This window comes from Exiguobacterium sp. s192, assembly GCF_018618795.1.
GTDB classification, from domain to species: domain Bacteria; phylum Bacillota; class Bacilli; order Exiguobacteriales; family Exiguobacteriaceae; genus Exiguobacterium_A; species Exiguobacterium_A undae.
The window spans coordinates 56,056-74,795 of sequence record NZ_JACSMS010000005.1; the positions used below are offsets into that span (position 1 = coordinate 56,056).

Annotated in this window: 19 protein-coding genes; 7 read left to right on the plus strand and 12 right to left on the minus strand. The window is 47.2% G+C overall.

Annotated elements, in window-relative coordinates; translation table 11 throughout:
• Positions 1-4 precede the first annotated feature (4 nt).
• Entirely contained in the window at positions 5-727 is a 723-nt protein-coding gene (gene pflA, locus KNP87_RS09995; protein ID WP_026833823.1) for a pyruvate formate-lyase-activating protein, read from the plus strand.
• Positions 728-997: 270 nt separating this feature from the next.
• Positions 998-2,674 (plus strand): ribosomal protection-like ABC-F family protein, encoded by a 1,677-nt coding sequence (gene abc-f / locus KNP87_RS10000; protein WP_214721562.1) that lies wholly within the window; start codon positions 998-1,000, stop codon positions 2,672-2,674.
• 82 nt (positions 2,675-2,756) lie between these two features.
• On the opposite strand, the gene rsgA is transcribed toward abc-f, so the two are convergent.
• Positions 2,757-3,806: a ribosome small subunit-dependent GTPase A gene (gene rsgA, locus KNP87_RS10005; protein WP_214721563.1), complete on the minus strand. Its 1,050-nt coding sequence runs from the start codon at positions 3,804-3,806 to the stop codon at positions 2,757-2,759.
• A gap of 271 nt (positions 3,807-4,077) precedes the next feature.
• On the opposite strand from rsgA, the gene KNP87_RS10010 reads away from it, so the two are divergent.
• The 5 genes from KNP87_RS10010 to KNP87_RS10030 all read left to right on the plus strand — a co-directional run bounded on the left by KNP87_RS10010 (position 4,078) and on the right by KNP87_RS10030 (position 7,568).
• Entirely contained in the window at positions 4,078-4,455 is a 378-nt protein-coding gene (locus KNP87_RS10010) for a lmo0954 family membrane protein (protein WP_214721564.1), read from the plus strand.
• 62 nt (positions 4,456-4,517) lie between these two features.
• On the plus strand, positions 4,518-5,141 hold the full coding sequence (locus KNP87_RS10015; protein WP_026833827.1) for a PspA/IM30 family protein: 624 nt from the start codon (positions 4,518-4,520) through the stop codon (positions 5,139-5,141).
• Between the two features lie 59 nt (positions 5,142-5,200).
• Entirely contained in the window at positions 5,201-5,920 is a 720-nt protein-coding gene (gene liaF, locus KNP87_RS10020) for a cell wall-active antibiotics response protein LiaF (RefSeq protein ID WP_026833828.1), read from the plus strand.
• Positions 5,917-6,942, plus strand: coding sequence for a sensor histidine kinase (locus KNP87_RS10025; protein ID WP_035387671.1), 1,026 nt, complete (start codon positions 5,917-5,919; stop codon positions 6,940-6,942). The genes liaF and KNP87_RS10025 overlap by 4 nt, the downstream gene beginning before the upstream one ends.
• Complete coding sequence (locus tag KNP87_RS10030) at positions 6,939-7,568, plus strand: response regulator (protein WP_026833830.1); 630 nt, start codon at positions 6,939-6,941, stop codon at positions 7,566-7,568. Before KNP87_RS10025 ends, KNP87_RS10030 begins: the two co-directional genes overlap by 4 nt.
• Before the next feature lie 104 nt (positions 7,569-7,672).
• Here KNP87_RS10030 and KNP87_RS10035 read toward each other — a convergent pair whose 3' ends face one another.
• The 11 genes from KNP87_RS10035 to KNP87_RS10085 all read right to left on the minus strand — a co-directional run bounded on the left by KNP87_RS10035 (position 7,673) and on the right by KNP87_RS10085 (position 18,572).
• The gene (locus tag KNP87_RS10035) at positions 7,673-9,364 is read right to left on the minus strand and encodes a b(o/a)3-type cytochrome-c oxidase subunit 1 (protein WP_214721565.1); all 1,692 of its coding nucleotides are present in this window, start codon (positions 9,362-9,364) and stop codon (positions 7,673-7,675) included.
• A complete protein-coding gene (locus KNP87_RS10040) occupies positions 9,365-9,835 on the minus strand; it encodes a cytochrome c oxidase subunit II (RefSeq protein ID WP_026833832.1) in 471 nt (156 codons plus the stop codon).
• A 12-nt stretch (positions 9,836-9,847) separates the two neighbouring features.
• Positions 9,848-9,961, minus strand: a complete 114-nt coding sequence (locus KNP87_RS10045; RefSeq protein ID WP_119923719.1) for a cytochrome C oxidase subunit II — start codon at positions 9,959-9,961, stop codon at positions 9,848-9,850.
• 201 nt (positions 9,962-10,162) lie between these two features.
• A complete protein-coding gene (locus KNP87_RS10050; RefSeq protein ID WP_026833833.1) occupies positions 10,163-10,870 on the minus strand; it encodes a Crp/Fnr family transcriptional regulator in 708 nt (235 codons plus the stop codon).
• 149 nt (positions 10,871-11,019) lie between these two features.
• Entirely contained in the window at positions 11,020-12,090 is a 1,071-nt protein-coding gene (locus KNP87_RS10055) for a CDP-glycerol glycerophosphotransferase family protein (RefSeq protein WP_353049368.1), read from the minus strand.
• A 129-nt stretch (positions 12,091-12,219) separates the two neighbouring features.
• Entirely contained in the window at positions 12,220-12,609 is a 390-nt protein-coding gene (tagD, locus tag KNP87_RS10060) for a glycerol-3-phosphate cytidylyltransferase (protein ID WP_028106910.1), read from the minus strand.
• Positions 12,606-13,823 (minus strand): CDP-glycerol glycerophosphotransferase family protein, encoded by a 1,218-nt coding sequence (locus KNP87_RS10065; protein WP_214721566.1) that lies wholly within the window; start codon positions 13,821-13,823, stop codon positions 12,606-12,608. The genes tagD and KNP87_RS10065 overlap by 4 nt, the downstream gene beginning before the upstream one ends.
• Before the next feature lie 67 nt (positions 13,824-13,890).
• On the minus strand, positions 13,891-15,273 hold the full coding sequence (locus KNP87_RS10070) for an aldehyde dehydrogenase (RefSeq protein WP_026833837.1): 1,383 nt from the start codon (positions 15,271-15,273) through the stop codon (positions 13,891-13,893).
• A 101-nt stretch (positions 15,274-15,374) separates the two neighbouring features.
• Positions 15,375-16,082 carry a purine-nucleoside phosphorylase gene (deoD, locus tag KNP87_RS10075; protein ID WP_026833838.1) on the minus strand — a complete coding sequence of 236 codons (708 nt, stop codon included), beginning with the start codon at positions 16,080-16,082 and terminating at the stop codon, positions 15,375-15,377.
• A gap of 25 nt (positions 16,083-16,107) precedes the next feature.
• Positions 16,108-16,812 (minus strand): response regulator transcription factor, encoded by a 705-nt coding sequence (locus tag KNP87_RS10080; RefSeq protein WP_251135542.1) that lies wholly within the window; start codon positions 16,810-16,812, stop codon positions 16,108-16,110.
• A complete protein-coding gene (locus KNP87_RS10085; RefSeq protein WP_251135543.1) occupies positions 16,812-18,572 on the minus strand; it encodes a cache domain-containing sensor histidine kinase in 1,761 nt (586 codons plus the stop codon). Before KNP87_RS10085 ends, KNP87_RS10080 begins: the two co-directional genes overlap by 1 nt.
• Between the last annotated feature and the right edge of the window lie 168 nt (positions 18,573-18,740).

Consider the following 18,740-nt stretch of genomic DNA (forward strand, 5'->3'; position numbering starts at 1 on the left):
GATTATGACATACGGAACGATTCATTCTGTTGAATCTTGCGGGACAGTGGACGGACCCGGTATTCGCTTCATCGTCTTTACGCAAGGTTGCCCCTTACGTTGCCAATATTGCCATAACGCGGATACGTGGGAATTCGGATGTGGTCGTTCCGTCTCCGCGACAGCGATTGTCGAAGAAGCGGAAAGTTATCGGTCCTTCTTTGATGCGACAGGCGGCGGTATCACGTTTTCCGGCGGAGAGCCGCTTGCCCAACCGGAGTTTCTTGAAGCTGCCCTGCGTGAAGCGAAACAAAAAGGATTGCACACGGTCATTGATACAGCCGGCTCGGTCGTTCCTAAAAATCTCGATCGCATCCTCGACTACACGGATCTGGTTTTACTCGATATCAAACATATCGATGACGCGACCTGCCGGCTGCTGACCGGTCGGAGTAATGCCAATACGCTTGCCTTTGCAAAACGGTTAGCCGAACGAAATATTCCGGTTTGGATCCGCCACGTGCTGGTCCCGGGTTTGACGATGACGGAAACTTTCCTCCGTCAGACCGGTGAATTCATCCGAACGCTCGGCAATGTCGAACGGGTCGAAGTCCTTCCCTATCATCAGCTCGGCGTCTACAAGTGGGAAGCACTTGGTCTTGACTATCCGTTAAAAGACGTCCTTCCCCCGAGCACGGAAGAAGCAACGGCTGCCCAAGCATTACTCGATTCTTACTTGTCTTGCTGACCACAAGTTGCTACACTGAACACATAGTCTATGAATAGGAGGTACAATACCGAAATGAAGCATTCACTCGCTACTGTCTAATGATGAAAGAATTCATCACTTTCGCAATGAGTTGCGGATGACTGACGCTACGAGTCTGCTCATTTTCGGTATTTCCCTCATCAGGAAGATACCTTCTTTGATTTGCACTCCTGCACACCATCCGCTCGCTTTCGGATGGTGTGTTTTCATTTCATCTGTATCGAAATGAACTCCTAAGGAGCTGAGAATATGCCTACTGAAATCTTATCGATTCACGATCTACACGTTGAGCTTCCGCAACAGACGTTGTTCCAACACATCTCGTTTTCCGTTCATCCGGGTGAGCATGTCGCCTTGGTCGGTGCCAATGGCGTCGGGAAGACCACGTTATTACAGATCATCCTCCAGCAGATCAAGCCGACGTCCGGCGAGATCTTCCGTGCCTATACAAACGCCGGTCATGTCGCCCAACACCTCTCTTCTGATGAACCGGCACTCCGCCTGGTCGAACAAGCCGATCAAGTTCGTTATCAGGCACGGGAACAAACACTCCACTCGACATCCATCGAAGCGTACCAAGTCGCGCTGGATGTTGATGCTTTTTCACTCGAAGCGGACGCAGCACGTGCATTAAAAGAAGTTCAATTGCCTGAACATGTCTGGTCCCACCCCTTTGACACACTCAGCGGCGGCGAACAGACCCGGATCCAACTCGCCTGTCTGTTGGTCCAACAACCCGATTTCATTCTGCTAGACGAGCCGACCAATCACTTGGATGCCGACACATTGGATTGGTTGATTGACTGGATGCACCAGACACCCATCGCGATTCTTTACGTGTCACATGAGCGTGCCTTCATCGATGCAACGGCCGATGCCGTCATTGAGCTGACACCGAGTCTCGCAACACGTTATAAAGGCAACTACCAAACGTATCGCCAGCAAAAAGAACAGGAACGCCTGACCCAGGAACGCGAATATGAAAAACAGGAAAAAACACGCAAGGAACTGAAGCGGATGATCCATCAATACCAAAACTGGCATCAACAAGCTGTCGCCCATGCAAGTGAACGAGATCCATACGCCAAGAAAAAGGCAGCCAAACAAGCTAAAAAGTTCAAAGCAAAAGAAAAACAGCTTGAACAGGTGCTGGATCAACGGGTTGCCAAACCAGAAGCGGCACCGTCCGTTCATGTCGCGTTTGAAGCCGCATCCTTTGCAGCCAAGCAGTTGCTTTCATTGAACGCCGTTTCCTTTTCTTACGCGAGTCTCCCACTATTGAAACAGCTGACCTTCTCCATCCAGCAAGGAGACCGGATTGCCGTCATCGGTCGGAACGGTTCCGGAAAAACGACGCTGCTCCGTCTGATTCAAGGTGAACTGAATCCGACTCACGGAACCATCACACGTCATCCGTCCCTGACGACCGGCTATTTTTCTCAGGCACTTTCGAATTTGCCGACTTCCGGTTCCCTGTTGGACGCTTTGATGGAAGAGACAACGATTACCGAAACCGATGCGCGGACACTTCTCGCCTGTTTTTTATTTCGGCGTGACCGTGTCTATCAACCCATTAACGCAGCGAGCATGGGCGAGCGATGCCGAATCGCCTTCTTACGGCTCTATTTTTCCGGTGCCCGTCTGTTGATTTTGGATGAACCGACCAACTACTTGGATTTAACGACCCGCGAACAAATCGAGGCGGCTCTCGATGTCTTTCCGGGTGAACTGTTGTTCGTTTCGCACGATCGTTACTTCAATGACCGACTCTCGAACCGGACAATCCTGCTAGATCAAGAAGCTGCCGTCCAACCTGTCGGAACGAAGCTACTCCGGGAACAACAACCAAGTGACATTCAAGCGATCCAGGACGATTTAAGACGTCTCGATGAATTGACGGGAACGATTCATTTTGATCAGGATTAAATCCTTTATCTATTTTTACAAAACGAACGACGCCTCTCTGTTTAATCAGAAGGGCGTCGTTCGTTTGTGATGTTAACTCACATCAGCGTTTTTGATATTTTAGTTTCGTCCGGGCCTGTGCCTGCTTGTGGATCTTCTTCCACTTCTCTTTTTCCGCTGCCTGCATAGCGACATTTTGTTTTCGTTCCGCATATGCCACCTCGCGTTGCAACTTCAGAAAACTTTCCCAACGCTCGTGCGACAAGCTTCCGTTCGCCAAAGCGGCGTGCACCGCACAGCCTGGTTCTTCGCCGTGCTGACAGTCGCGGAAACGGCAGGACTCTGCCAGCGTCTCGATGTCTGAAAACGTCGATGCCAGCCCTTCGTTTCCATCCCATAATCCAAGTTCACGCATACCCGGTGTATCGACGAGTAACAAGCCACTCGACAACCGTTTTAATTCCCGGTGTGTCGTCGTATGACGTCCGCGCTCATCGTCCTCCCGAACGCCGCCCGTTTCCATCAGCTGTTCTCCTGCCAAGGCATTAACGAGTGTTGATTTTCCGACACCGGACGATCCGACCAACACAATCGTCTCATTGGGTTGCAATACTTCCTGTAACGCACCCAGCCCGTCTCCCGTCAGCGAGTCAACGGCAAAATAGGATGTTCCGAAGGCGATGGCTTCAATCTCGGAAAGTGAATCGTCCACTGAATCGATTAAACTTTTTTTCGTTAAAACGATGAGTGGTGTGACCCCCGCCTCCCAAGCAAGCGTCAAATACCGTTCCAGGCGACGGACGTTGAAATCGTGTCCAAACGCCATGACGAGTAATGCCACATCAACGTTCGCACAAATAATTTGTTCTTCGGTCTCCGTCCCGGCTGCCTTTCGGGAAAATTGTGAGGTCCGCGGAAGGACACGTTCGATTCGTCCTTTTCCAGCTTCTCGCTCAGTCTGAATCACCCAATCGCCGACTGCCGGCAGTTCGGCTTTCGTCAATGCATCAAAACGTATCCTTCCCGACAATTCGCTTAATGTTTCCCCATCAGCCGTCATCACGCGGTACTGCTTTTGGAAGACCGCCGTGACACGTCCTAGTTGTTCAGTTGTTCCGACCTTGTCTGTCGGTACTTTACCCCATTCGTTCAAATGGTTTCCTCCTCTGATTTTAAGGGAGGGAAACCCCTCCCTGTACTCCGGTAATGTGATCTGTTACGTGGCTAGTTGCACTCATCAAACACCACTCCTCTCGTTTCTGTTAGTCGAATTTTACCATATTATACGGACCGGACCTAGCGAAGCTGTGGAAGTCAGACCTTCACACTCCGCCTCAAGTCGGAGACAAGTACGGTCCGAAGGGCGTCGTGCCTCTCTGCGTCTTCCCTTAAGATAAGAGTATCAAGAAAAAGGAGGCTTCATCATGAAGCAATCAAAAGGAAAACAGGTCTTGATGGCACTTGCCGGTCTCGCCCTTCTCGCTGTCGTCATCGGTACATTACCGCACATGATCGGACTCGGGCTCGGTGCGCTCCTCGCATTTTATGCCATCAGTAAGTTTGTCCAAACATCAAAAATTTTCGCAAAAATCGGATTCGGATTACTCGCTGCACTCGGAATCGGTCTTGCCTTGTCGAACATTTGGGCTGTCGTCGGAATCGCTGCCGCACTGGGACTTTACATCGGATACATGCGTATGAAAATGCAACGCGTCGATTTAAATCAATTGTTTGCCCGCCGTCGTCCAACCACTTCGACCCACTTTGAAGCCGATTGGAAAGACCTCGATCAGAAACGCTGACACGCAGACAGTACATCACTGCCAAACATTTTGCTGACCTAACATCCAAGGAGGAATTTTTCATGAAAAATGTATTTGATCAATTAAACGAGTTTGCGAACCAAATGATGACGGAAGTAAAAAAAGCGGCCGATCAAGGGGAAGCGCCGGCTAAGAAGCTGGTCCGCCACATTCGGACGACTGAGTCGGATTTAAAAGAAATTGATCGTTTACTTGAACGTCAGCGGACGTTGCTTGTCGAACTGACACATAAACAAGATGAAGCTAAAGAGTTGGCAGACAAACGCTTTACGCAGGTCGAAATCGCCAAAGAAGCAGGCGAACAAGAGCTTGCCGAACGGGCTGCCATCGAGTCGAAGCACTACGGCGAACAATTCCGCTTCTTCGAAGAACTGATCGAAGAGACGAAACGCGAATTAAACGAACTTGAGCGGGAAGCACTTGAATTAAAACTGAAACTCGAAGATTTACAAAACAAACGGTACGAATGGATGATGCGTGAAAACGTCTCGAATTTAAAATCGAAGATGAACCAGGTGCTAGAACGTGAACCAAATGCTACTATTAAACAAGAAGCACATCCATTCACAACAGAGGAAACTGAAACGAAGGTAGAGGAAGCTCCTATCGCAGAAGATGATATCGATGCCCGGATTGCCGATCTCGAACGTCGTTTCCAAAAATAAGTATTCGGACGAAGGAGGCATTGTTGCCTCCCTTTGTCATGTCAGGAAGGAGATTGCCCGTGCGACGATTAAGTACAAAACAATTAGTCGGCTACGTGTCGATCCTGTTCGCCCTCGGACTCTTTTATGATTTGATGACAGGTGCAGGAAATGTGTTATTCGGGGTTCTTTTCCCGTTCTTGCTGTATTATGTCGGCATTCATTTCCGAAAAAGAAATCATGAAAAACTGGCTATCTTGTTTTATGTCGTGGGTACCATCATCTTAGCCGGTGTCGTCCTCAGTTCAGCAGCAATCGGATTCGTCATTGCCGGAATCCTGCTGTATCTCGGAATCATTCTCGTGACCCGCCACTCCGTCCGGGAATTTTTCTTCTCTAAGATTTCACCGAGTCTCTATGAAGAAGAAGGCATTAAGATTCAACCCGCCTATTCATTTGCGACACAACAAGAACTTCCGTATGTCTTAAAAGATTTGAGCGAACAGTTCATCGTCCGCGATTTAGAAATCGACTTGACACACGCCTATGTCCCGGAAGGCGAAACGTTAATCGTCGTCAGTGGTGTCGTCGGAGACGTCCGGATTTTATTGCCGTCCGGTTACGACTATACACTCGATACGTCAATCGGGTTCGGCAGTGTCAAAACAGATGTCCGACGTATTCCGACGTTCTTTAACCGCCGAATCCAGTACCGGGCGCCTGAATATGATGAAGCGACCCGAAAAGTCCGGATTCACGTCATGCTTGGTATCGGAAATGTCGAGGTGACTTCCATATGAAACGTGATCAATTCCCGCTTGGTGTCATCGCGCTCCAAGTCATGACCGGTTTTTTGACTGCCGTGATGACGACGTTATTGTTTTTAAGTACACGCCAAGTTGATTGGCATGTACTTTTCGTCCGTCAACAGGACTTTCCCGTTTTCCTGCTGGTCGTCGGCTTATCGCTCTTATTGCCGTTAGCAATCGGAAGTATCCACTACTTCTTTTTGCGCCGTGATTTTAAAAAAGTCACGACTGCCATCATCGAACTGGAGCAAGGAAAAGAAGTCACGATCGTGAATGGTCCTTACTTCCACACGTTGACACGTCTGTCCCGCATCGGCAAACGGATTGACGAGCAGGTCGAAACCGTTCAAAAAATCAGCACCCGCCCGCAACACATTGAGCAAGTCCGCGTTCAGGCCATCACGGAGGAACGAAAACGGCTTGCCCGTGATTTGCACGACTCCGTCTCCCAGCAGCTGTATGCGATTTCGATGATGACGACAGCCGCGAAACAGACGATTCTGACTCAACCTGAAACCGCTGCGAAACAAATCGATTTGGTCGAAACGATGGCCCAGACCGCTCAGTCCGAAATGCGTTCCCTGTTGTTACAGTTACGCCCGGTCGAACTGGAAGGCATGACCCTCCAACAAGGATTAACGCAACTGTTGGAAGAATTATCTAGGAAGCAGTCCACTGAGTTGAGCTGGAAGCTCGAAGCCATCGAACTCCCCCGTCCGATTGAGAATGAACTGTTCCGGATCGTCCAAGAAGGGTTGACCAACGCGTTACGCCATGCGAAAGCGTCACATATGGATATCGAGTTGCGTCAATTTAATGATACGGTCATCTTAAGCATGAATGATGACGGTGTCGGCTTCGTCGTCGATGAGAAAAAACTCGCTTCTTACGGAATCAATTCGATGCGGGAACGGACAGCTGAGATGGGTGGAACGATTCGCCTCGTCAGTGTTCCGGGACAAGGAACTCAAATTGAAGTAAAATTAAGAAAAGATCGGATGGTGCAAGTATGATACGTGTGTTATTAGTCGATGATCATGAAATGGTTCGTGCAGGTGTATCCGCTTTTTTATCGACACAGCCAGATATCGAGGTCGTCGCGGAAGCATCGGACGGGCAAGTCGGAGCGGAACTTGCCTTGGCACATCGCCCTGATGTGATTTTAATGGATTTAGTCATGGAACCGGTCGACGGTGTTGAGGGAACACGCTTGATCCGCAAAGAGTGGCCGGACGCAAAAATTCTTGTCGTTACAAGCTTTTTGGATGATGAGAAAGTGTATCCGGTCATCGAAGCCGGCGCAATGAGTTACGTCTTAAAAACAGCCAGCGCCTTCGAGATTGCGGAAGCCATCCGCAAAACGGCAAGTGGTCAATCCGTCATGGCTGCTCAGGTGACCGGTAAAATGATGGAACGATTACGAAAACCGACCAGCCATCTTCATGATGATCTGACAGAGCGCGAGCAGGAAGTCCTGCAACTGATGGCCCGTGGTATGGCGAATCAGGAAATCGCCGATGAACTCTTCATCTCATTAAAGACGGTCAAAACACACGTTTCGAACATTTTATCGAAGCTTGATGTCGTGGACCGGACGCAAGCCGTCGTCTATGCTTTTAAACACGGGATCGTCAAATAATCTTCAGCATTTTTCTTATACTTATCATTGCTCTTATCCTCAACGAAAACGACCGGATTCCCCTGTATGCCAGAGGAACCCGGTCGTTTGTCGTTTGAAGCGGCTTACCATAATTTCCATCCGGGTGCCCCCGGCGGTGCATTTTCAATCATATGCCAAATCGGAACGGTATAAGCAAACGCAATCAAAGCAAAGGTCACAAAAATCCACAACTTCCAATTCTCAAAGAAAAGTGGCGTCTGCATCGCTGCTTCTTCTGTTTCCGCAACCGGAAACGCTTCGACACCTTTTGGAGCACGGAAAGCGAGCTGGAACATGGCGAACAGGAACAACAGAATCGAGATAAACAAAATTGTTCCGCCGATCGCCATCGCAACGTGATACGGAATCCAGTCGGCAACCAGTGAATCTTTAAAGTACGCGGCCGGACCGGTCCGTCTCGGGTTACCGAGCAGACCCGAAATATGCATCGCGGTCGACATAAAGAGCATACCGATGGTCCACGTCGCCGTCTGAATCAGTCCGATGCGATTGATTCGTTTCGTCAACGTCCGTCCTCGCAGTAATGGTACGAGCCAATAGGCTGTTCCAAAAAACGTTAAGGCAACGGCCGCTCCGACCGTAATATGAAAGTGACCGGTGACCCAAAGTGTATTGTGGACAACGATGTTTAATTGATGCGACGCATTGATGACTCCCCCCGCTCCAGCCGGGATGAAAAATAACATTCCGACAAAAGGAGCCAAGAAACGGACGTCTCGGTACGGCATCTTCTTGATCCAGCCGAACAGTCCGGTTGCGCCTTGACGCCGCCCTGCCAGTTCAAAAGTCGCAAACATCGAAAACGCCGTCATCAAGGACGGAATGATGACAAGAAACGTCAACACGACTTGGATGTATTTCCAAAAAGCCGATATCCCCGGTTCCAGCAATTGATGGTGAAAACCGACCGGGAAGGAAAACAGTAAAAACAGTAAAAAGGACATCCGGGCCAACGCATCTGAAAAAATCTTTCCGCCGACGATTTTTGGGATTACGGTATACCAAACGATGTACGCCGGAAGTAACCAAAAATACACAAGCGGATGTCCAAAGTACCAAAAGAGCGTCCGCGATAACTCAATCCCGACCTTATCGGTCCAACCAAGTGACAACGGCAAGAGTTGGAATAAAATCGTCGCGGCGACACCAAGTGTCGCGACCACCCACAATAATACCGTCATGATGCTCATGTATGCCTGCAGCGGCGGATGAACACCTGTATGCTCCCGCTTATAATCCGCATACATCCGGAACATCGCTGCCGAAGAAATCCATGTTCCGACGACGAAGATGACAAGTCCGATATAAAAGACCGGATGTGCTTTTAACGGTGCATAGAACGTATACAACACGGATGCCTCACCCGCCAGTACCATCCATGTGACGAGTACGACACCAAGCATCATGAACCAAAAACCGACCCAACCGAGCCGTCTCGGAAACTCTTCAAAACGACCAAACGACTGTCCTAAAAATGAAAACAATAATCCAAAAATAAATAAGGTCGTAAACACAATCGCTAACATCAATCCGTGGGCCGTCAGTAATTCATAATACCCGACTCCTGCAATTTCCGGAATGACACCTGTCCGGACAAGCGTTTGTAACAATCCGCATAATCCACCGATCAACAAGGCGACAAGAGAAAAGCTGACGTGTGCAAAGGCCAGTTTCGCTTCCTTTAGACCGATTTCTGTCGCCGGCAGTCCGCGCTCCATCTCAAATTCTTTTAGTTTTTGGGAAATGGCATTCATTTAGTCCACCACCTTAATTTTTGTCGACATCATATGGTGTGCCGTACCGCAATATTCGTTACAGACAATCAAATAATCGCCTGCCTTTTTAAAGGTGTACTCGATCGAGTTGATATGACCGGGTACCACCATCATGTTGACGTTGGTCTTCACAATCTCAAACCCGTGAACGACGTCTTTTGAGGTCACCAGAAAATTAACGGTTGCCCCTTTTTTGATCACCATATCTTGTGGGGTGAATTGAAAGGCTTGCGATACCATGACCGCTTCATATTTGTTGTCGTCAATCTTTTTCAGACCCGGTTTATCAAACGGTTTTGTCTGATCAACTTGCGTCGGATCGATCAGTGTCGCATCAGATGGCGGTTGATTTCCGGATGCGAATGCTGAAACACCGATGATGCCTAAAAAGACGGCCAACATGACGCAACCAAACCCCAGCCAAATTTTCTCTAAGCGATGAATATGCATTGTCTTTCCTCCTTATCTGGAACTGAATAATAGAAAAATGGATCCCCACATCCCGATGATGACTCCGGCGACGATAAAAACGGCGACGAGTGTCCCATGTAAGTTTGATTCTGGTTTTATGTTCATTTTGCTGTACCCCCTTCTTTTTTAACTTGATGTCGTATCTTCATTTTAGAAAAGCCACACGGTCCGAGACCGTGATAAAGATCACATCATTTGTGACAATTTCGCTGTTTCGCTTTGAAAAACACACACAAAGTTCACATACTGGATCTGTATGCACAAAAAAATCCCCTTGTCTTAAAGACAAGGGGATTGGTTGCATCTTTAGATCCGGCAAACACCGACCGGGCATCCTTCACAATGGCATAAATCTCTCAGATATTTGGCATCATGAACGATAATTTTAGTTGTCGTGGATGAAATGACCTTCTCTTTTTTCCATTGAGAAAACATCCGGTTGACGGTTTCACGCGGTGCTCCGATCAATTGACCCAGTTCACTGTCGGATGGACGTTTTGACAGGACATAATCTTCTCCGACTTGTTTTCCGTTCATTGCAATCAACCGAAGTAAGGTCGAGGCGAGTGCCCCTTGTTTTCCGAACAGCAGCAGGTCCCGTAACTTCGTTTCGGACTGCTTACGCATCAATGCCTGCCAACGCATGATTTCCAGCGCGAACACACCGTCCTGCTTCATTAATTCCTCCAGTTTACTCTTTGCAATCACACCGAGTACACTGTCTTCCATCGTTTCCACGCTGTAGGAGCTGGGGAATGCTTCTCCGACATCAAACTCGCCAAACAGGTCCCCTTTGAAATATAAAAACATCATCAAAGGACTGCCTTTTTTCGTCAGCTTCGACAGTTTGACGCCTCCTTGCTTCACGTAAAACAGTTTATCGTTTAACTCCCCTTCCCAACAAACGATGGAATCTTTTTTGAAAGTCACTTCTGTCATGAAGTCCTCCAGTATCATCCGGGTCTCTGTCGATAAGACAAACGTGTTCGCTTCTGTCGTTCCGCAAGCAAGCATTCCGCATTCTCCTTTCCTTGATTCCTTCTGACCTTAGTATAGAACATCACACGTCAGAAAGGCGTTTTTTCAAAAGATTGTCAAACATTGTTCACCTTTTCACAATTTATTTTAAATAAAAAAACGATTTAAGGTCTCAGCAAGAACACTTAAATCGTTTTTTGATAGTAATGGTTGATAATTCTGCTTGTCGCTTGTCCCGGTTGTTCCGTATACCAGAGCGTCTTGAATTGTTCCATCGCCCTCCGGCTTTCCTGTAGAGCTGTATCGGAATCAATCCAGTTCAGCACACCGTCAAATTGTGTCGTAGACATGACAGGTAACGGATTCGGATACGAATCAACAATCCCCGGAATTTGCCGATACGTATCGAGATCGGGTGTATAAAGGATCGTCGGAATGCCGAGAAGGCAACTTTCAAACGGAATCGAAGAATAATCAGTGACAAGGACGTCTGTAATCAATAGATAATCATTGATGGAAAACTCATCGGTGACGAAATGAACATGTGTTTTCTTGTGCGTAAACATCGTCCGAACCGTCGGATGTAACTTCACGAGAATCGTCCATCCACGATCAGTCAGCTGTTCGAGCTGACGAACCGTCTGCCCTTCCATCCCGTTATACTCGCGGTAGGTCGGAGCATATAATAAAATGCGACGATCCTCTCTTGCATAGGCACTTTGGAGCTCTTCTTTAATGGATTCGTGCTGCTCATTAAACCAATAATCCGTCCGTGGGACACCAAATGATTTAAATACGCTTTTCTTTAAATCATGTGGTGCCATGAACTGCTCGGCACATGACTCTCCCGGGACGATGAAGTCCCCGTACCGCTGATAAACACGTTTAAAGCGTTGAAGAATCGGTTTGGATACGATCAAGCTTCGGGCAGACGTCAATCCGAATTTCTTTAACGTACCCGCTGCGTGCCAAAGTTGCACCCGTTGTGTTCCTTTTCGAATCGGTGCGACACTGAACTCACCGATGTAATTATCGATGAAGACATGTTTAGACGTCGCCAGTAAATAAGCCAATCGAATGAAACGAAGTCTGCGGTACGGCAAAATCCGTTCGGTCGACCAGCTTTCTGGATACTTCACGAACTTTCTATCGTAAATCAAATAACGTTTTTCTTTCGGAAATCCCGTCAGGAGTGCATCATTAATCGGTTTTACATTATCACCGTATGTGACCCAAAAGAGCGTTACCGGCTTCACGGGTAACAAACAGAAGATACGATAGAAGATCCGAAAAAGTAGCAAATAGATTTGCACGATACTCTCTCTCACGTTAATCCCGTCCTTCCAAGAAGAAAGACCGCACATATCGTGTGGTCTTGTTGTTTCTTAACCGTTTCCTAATTCAGTTTTAATTTGGCTTGTCGAAATGCCTTCCGTCCGACTGAGATATACGACTTCACAATACTCTTTCAGGAAGTCAAATTCACCCTTCCAGTCGTCGCCCATGACAAACGTATCGATTTGGTGTTCTTGTACATCACTGATTTTTTGATCCCAATTGTTTTCAGCAATGACTTCGTCCACATACCGGATCGATTCCAAAATCAATTTACGGTTTTCAAAACTATGGTACGATTCCTTGTGCTTTAAGCGGTTAAACTCATCTGTAGAAATCGCCACCACTAAATAATCGCCCATCTCTTTTGCCCGTTTGAGGATATTGATGTGTCCCCAGTGTAATAAATCAAATGTTCCGTACGTGATGACTTTTTTCATGATGATTCTCCTTTATGCTGATTGCTGGCGAGTTGCAGGATTCGGTTGCATGCTTGCCGAGAAGCTGTTCCGTCATCCCATTGACAAAACTTCTGATCGAATGTCGCAAAACGGACGCCGTATCGGCTCTTCCATTCGGACAACCGATTCATTTCTTCAAATAATCGTTCTTCTTGTAATACAAGTGGTCCCGGCGCTTCTTGCTCGAAATCGAAATAAAATCCGCGCAATCGATCCCGGTAATGTTCTAAGTCATACGTGTAAAAGATCATCGGACGTTTCAAGTGCGCATAATCAAACATAACAGAAGAATAATCGGTAATCATCGCATCCGCCGCGATGTATAGGTCGGAGATATCCGGATAATCCGATGCATTATGGACAGACGGATACGCTGACGTATCAACCTGATCCGCCACCAAATAATGCATCCGAATCAACAGCGTGTACTCCGCTCCAAACCGTTTTTCAAACTGTTCGAGCGAAAACGGGAGCGTAAAGGAATAGGAGCCTTGTGCCGCGTACTCATTATCCCGCCAAGTCGGCGCGTACAGAATAATTTTTTTACTCCGTTCGATTTGGTAACGGGAGTAGACACGTTCAAGGATTTCCGGATGCCGGTCCGTCTGATAGAACAGATCATTCCGCGGATAACCGATTTCAAGTAACTCTCCTGTAAAATCAAACGCCCGTCTGAAGATGTCACTTGAATACGCATTCGGTGAAATCAACAGGTCCCACTTCGCCGCCTCGCGCGCAAAATCACGTTTGTATCGTTCTGTCGTCGTATTCGCCATCTGAACATCATCCATGTCGAGCGCCAATCTCTTCAACGGTGTTCCGTGCCATGTCTGTAAATAGATTGTCCCGCTTCGCTTGTATAACCAGGATGGCAACCGACTGTTCGAAATCCAGACCCGTGATGTCGCGAGCAGATAAATCCAACGAATCGTCATCCGATCCACCGTTTGAACCGCGGAATCGTCAAACGTACTCCGGCGGTCTTTACTGAACAGCAATTCGAATTCCGGATGTTCCTGTTGGAAGGCTTCATAAATCGCACGTGGATTATCACTGTACTGTTTCCCCAAAAAACTTTCGAACAATATTCGATTTTTACGAACCGGCAGACAGGCAAACAACCGCATCATGAGATGCAATACCGCTTCAATTAGTTTGACTTTTCTAATCCACTGACGTAATTGACGTTTCAAAACGCATACTCCTTATTTCAACAAAATTTACTTATTCTAGAACTTCGTATTTAACAAACCTCAATCATCATAACAAAAAGCGCATCCATTTGGAATCAGTATTTGAACGCATGTACCGGAAAGGCAAATCAAACTTCGTCGTATTATGGACAAGCCCTTTGCGGTGACTGAACGTTTCAAAACTATACTTGCCGTGATAACCGCCGATCCCGCTTGCTCCGACTCCACCAAACGGTAAATTGTGCTGAGCGACATGCATCAACGTATCGTTCACACATCCGCCTCCGAAGGAGACCCGGCTCAAGACACGCTCTTTGACGAATTCATTTTCAGTGAATAAGTAAAGCGCAAGCGGCTTGTCACGTTCGGTGACGAATGTGATGACGTCTTCGATTTCTTCATAGACAAGAACCGGTAAGATTGGACCAAAAATTTCTTCCTGCATCAGCTTTGAATCGGCAGAAACATTTGTCATGACCGTCGGTGCCATCTTTCTTGTTTCCGGGTCGACTTGTCCACCAAATTGAATATCCCCTTGCTCCAAGTAACCTGTCAGCCTTTCGAGGTGACTATCCGAGACGATCTTGACATACGACCCGACACCGACACCGTTTCCGAATTGGGAGAAGGCTTCTTCTTCGATGAGACGTAAAAAGGTTTCCTGGACGTCTTGATGAACCAATACATAGTCCGGTGCGATACACGTTTGCCCGGCGTTCAACCATTTTCCCCAAGCAATCCGTTTTGCCGCAAGGCGTAAATCCGCGTCTTTATGGACGATTGTCGGTGACTTTCCGCCCAGTTCAAGGGTAACCGGTGTGAGGTGTTTGGCAGCCGCTTGGTGCACGATTTTCCCGACGCGTGTCGAACCGGTAAAGAAGATATAATCAAATTTTTCTTCCAACACGGCCGCGCTGACGTCGGCATCACCTTCGATGACCAAACCAAAACGTTGATGGAATGCCGTTTCAAATACTTCCCGTAATACCCGCGAAACGTTTGGCGTCAACTCGGACGGTTTTAGAACGATCGTATTTCCGGCCGCGATTGCTCCAACGACCGGGGCAAGCGCGAGTTGGAACGGATAGTTCCACGGTGCGATGACGAGAACATTCCCGTAAGGCTCAAACCGGATTTCACTTTTTGATCCGAAGTGCAACAATGGTGTTCCGACACGACGCGGCTTCGCAAGGCGACGCAACTGTTTCTCCATCCGATTGATTTCACCGTAGACGAATCCGATTTCCGTCGTAAACGCATCTTGGCGTCCTTTATTCAAATCGATTTTTAACGCTTCATAGATCGCTTCTTCATGTGTTTCAATCGCTTGCTTCAAAAACGTCAACATGCTTAATCTGAAGGCGATACTCCGCGTTGCGCCCGTCTTGAAAAACGTTCGTTGTGTTCCGATATGGCTTGCTACATCTGATGCCGTTGCCGTCAATTCCATCAACTGTTCCCCCTTATTTTCTCACTCATTTCTTCTTCTCCATTCTACCATAGCTGTTCGAGCAAATAAAAAAAGCGGAGAGTTCTATCTCCGCCTTCCGTTTACAGTTGAATCGCTGTTTCAAGTGCTACTTTCATCATATCATTGAATGTCGTTTGACGTTCTTCCGATGTCGTTTCTTCTCCTGTCAACAGGTGATCTGAAATCGTCAAGATCGTCAACGCATTGACTTTGTGTTTTGCTGCAAGTGTATAAAGACCTGCCGCTTCCATCTCGATCGCGAGACATCCGAAGTCCGCCCATTTTTTGAAGTGATGGAAGTCATCTTGATAAAATTGATCCGTCGTGAAGATTTGACCGACTTTCGCATCGATACCGTGTTCTTTTGCTGTCGTGTAGGCCTTATGCAACAAATCAAATGATGCTGTTGGTGCATAATCAAGTCCATTGAAACGGACACGGTTTTGTGCCATGTCGTGTGAAGCACTCATCGCGATGACGACGTCACGGACTTTGACGTCTGGCGTAATACCGCCGGCTGTCCCGACACGAATAAGGTTTTTCGCGCCGTACGATTGAATCAATTCATTGGCATAAATCGACATGGACGGTACACCCATCCCTGTTCCTTGAACCGATACTTTTTTACCTTTGTATGTTCCTGTAAAACCGTACATCCCACGGACTTCGTTATACAGAACGACGTCCTCTAAAAACGTCTCCGCAATGTATTTGGCACGTAATGGATCTCCCGGAAGTAAAACTGTTTCTGCAATCTGACCTTCTGCTGCGTTAATGTGTACGCTCATGTACGATTCCTCCTTGAAATATCGACTAAACAGACAACAACTCTCTGAACTCGTTTGGGGTCATCCCAAACTGCTTTTTAAACACTTTCCGAAAATATTTATCATCTTGATAACCGACTTCGAGCGCAATCTCATAAATCCGGGCATCCGTATCACCTAACAATTCCTTGGCACGATTTAAACGAATCGTTTGGATATAGTCGGACAGATTGACAGAGAAACGTTGCTTGAACCGTCTCGAAATGTATTCCCGACTGAGATAAAAGCGTTCACTCATGAGTTGAAGCGTTAGTTCTTCCGCATAATGTGTCGCAATATACTTTGCAATCTGATCAATCGCCTCACCCTGTTCTTGAACGGGACAAATTAATTCCATCGCCCGAGCAAGTGCATCGTTTAAGATGTCCGGGTCGATCGGCTTTAGTAAGTAATCAAAGGATTGATGTAAAATCGCACGACGCATATACGTATAATCATCATACCCTGTCAGTACGATCGTGACGACCTTTGGATGATGATTTTTTGTCCATTCGAGTAAACTTAAACCATCGAGTCCAGGCATTTCGACGTCGGTTAACATCAAATCGATTTTTTCTTGATCCAAGAAACGTTTGGCCATCGTCCCGTCGTCCGCTTCAAAGATGTTGTCAACCTGCCACGTATCCCATTCGCCGAGCAACTTCACTGCATCCCGCACATGTTTTTCATCGTCTACAATCAATACATTCATCATAGTTCCTCCTGTTCAACCGGAATTCGAATGACGATTCTAAATCCACCTTCTGACGGAGATTGGAGCATCATGCTCGCCTGATCCCCATAAAAGATAAGTAAACGTTCATAAATATTGTGCAGCCCGATTCCGGATGTCTGTTGATCTTCTGGTCGCCTGTGCATCCGCATCGTTTGGTCAATCGTTTCAAGGACGGCCGGTTCCATGACGGGACCGCTGTTTTCGACTTGAATGATCAGCTGGTCCCCGTCACTTCTGACTTTATAAGCCAAATAGTTTTCCGTCGCATCCGTTTGTTGATTAAAAGCGTGTTTGAAATAGTTTTCAGCAAAAGGTTGTAAAATCATTTTCGGAACTTCGATTGGATTCATATGCCACGGAACATCGACGATATACCGAAAACGATCCGGAAACCGTTGTTGTTGCAGACGCATATAAGACTGCAGATGGTCGACTTCTTGTTTTAAGGTCACAATCGTTTGCTCGTTGTTCATCGAGTAGCGCATCATCTGGGACAGTCCCGTAATGGAACGGTAGGCGATTTTTCGATCGCCTTGTAATGTCGTCGTACCGATCGATTGCAACGCATTAAATAAAAAATGCGGGTTGAGCTGGGATTGCAGGGCACGCAACTCGTTTGTCCGATTCTCAAGCGCAAGACGGTACTCCCGCTTGATCAATCGATCGATCCGTTGAATCATCCGCTGGAATTGCCGGTTCAGCAATCCAATCTCATCATTCGTCGTCGCAACGAATCGGGCGGACAGATCCCCTTGTTCAACACGCCAGACATTTGCTGTCAGTTGTTTGATCGGTTTCGTAATCTCAAGAGCCACGAGACTCGCCGCAATGATCATTAGAATCAACGATACCCCACCGATCAACATCAGGATGAGCGCCGTTTCATTTGCACCTTTAATGACTGTAGCATACGGTGTCGTCTTCACTAACGTGATCGGGACACCTTGTGTTTTCGTCTTGGCATAAACGACAAAGGAATCTCCGACCCGCATACTTCCACTGTCTCCCGTAAACCGTTCACTCGTAACCGGAAGCGTGTTTCCCGTTTTCGCAATCAAACGGTTGCCGCTCATCAGCCAAAGTGATTCTCCCGGAAAACTTTCAAACAACTGCAGTTGCCGCTCAAATACACTGGTTGGAATATCGACGGATAAAAAGCCAAGCGGCTCATCCGTTTCCACCCGGTCGATCCGGTAACGGAAACTGACGACTTCCTGTTCATCCAAAATCATCGTATGCGTATTATAGGCTGCAATACGGTGCGCAGGATCAATCAGCCATCCATTCCGTTGTTTCATCAACCGAAAATAATCGGTTTCCTGTAACCAATCAAATTTCCCGCGACTGGATGTCTTCATGTTGTAGACCGAGTATTCCGAGTTCCCTTTTAAAATCACGAAATGAAGTTGTTCAATGTCTTGTTTGGATAAAAACAATCCGAGCAACGCCCGTGAAATCACACCTTCCGATTCACTCAGCTCCGCATCGGCACCGACATTCATGATGTTGATCAAAGAACGATTGGCGTACAAACTTGTCGGTAACCGACGGACATCTTCCATATAATGACTGATTTGGTTGCTCCCTCTTTTTAAGGTGTTCAAACTCGAGCGTTCAGCCTGGGCAACGTTTTGATGGCGGACGTAAAGGTAAGAAGCTGACGTAGCAAGCGTTGTGGGTATCAGAATCGCTAAAACGACTAGTCGAATCAAACGTGTCCGGATGCTTTTCACCATCGTCCCTCCCATCCTTTTTCTTCTAATAAGTAGTATAGCACAGCTGTATCCGCTTACATGTATGTCTTTTATTTGTTTGTCTGTGTCACCATTCTTCTTAAATTACCTTTTCTGAAAAACAACACTTGATTCCGAATGAATATTGCTATAACATCGTTAATGTTCGTT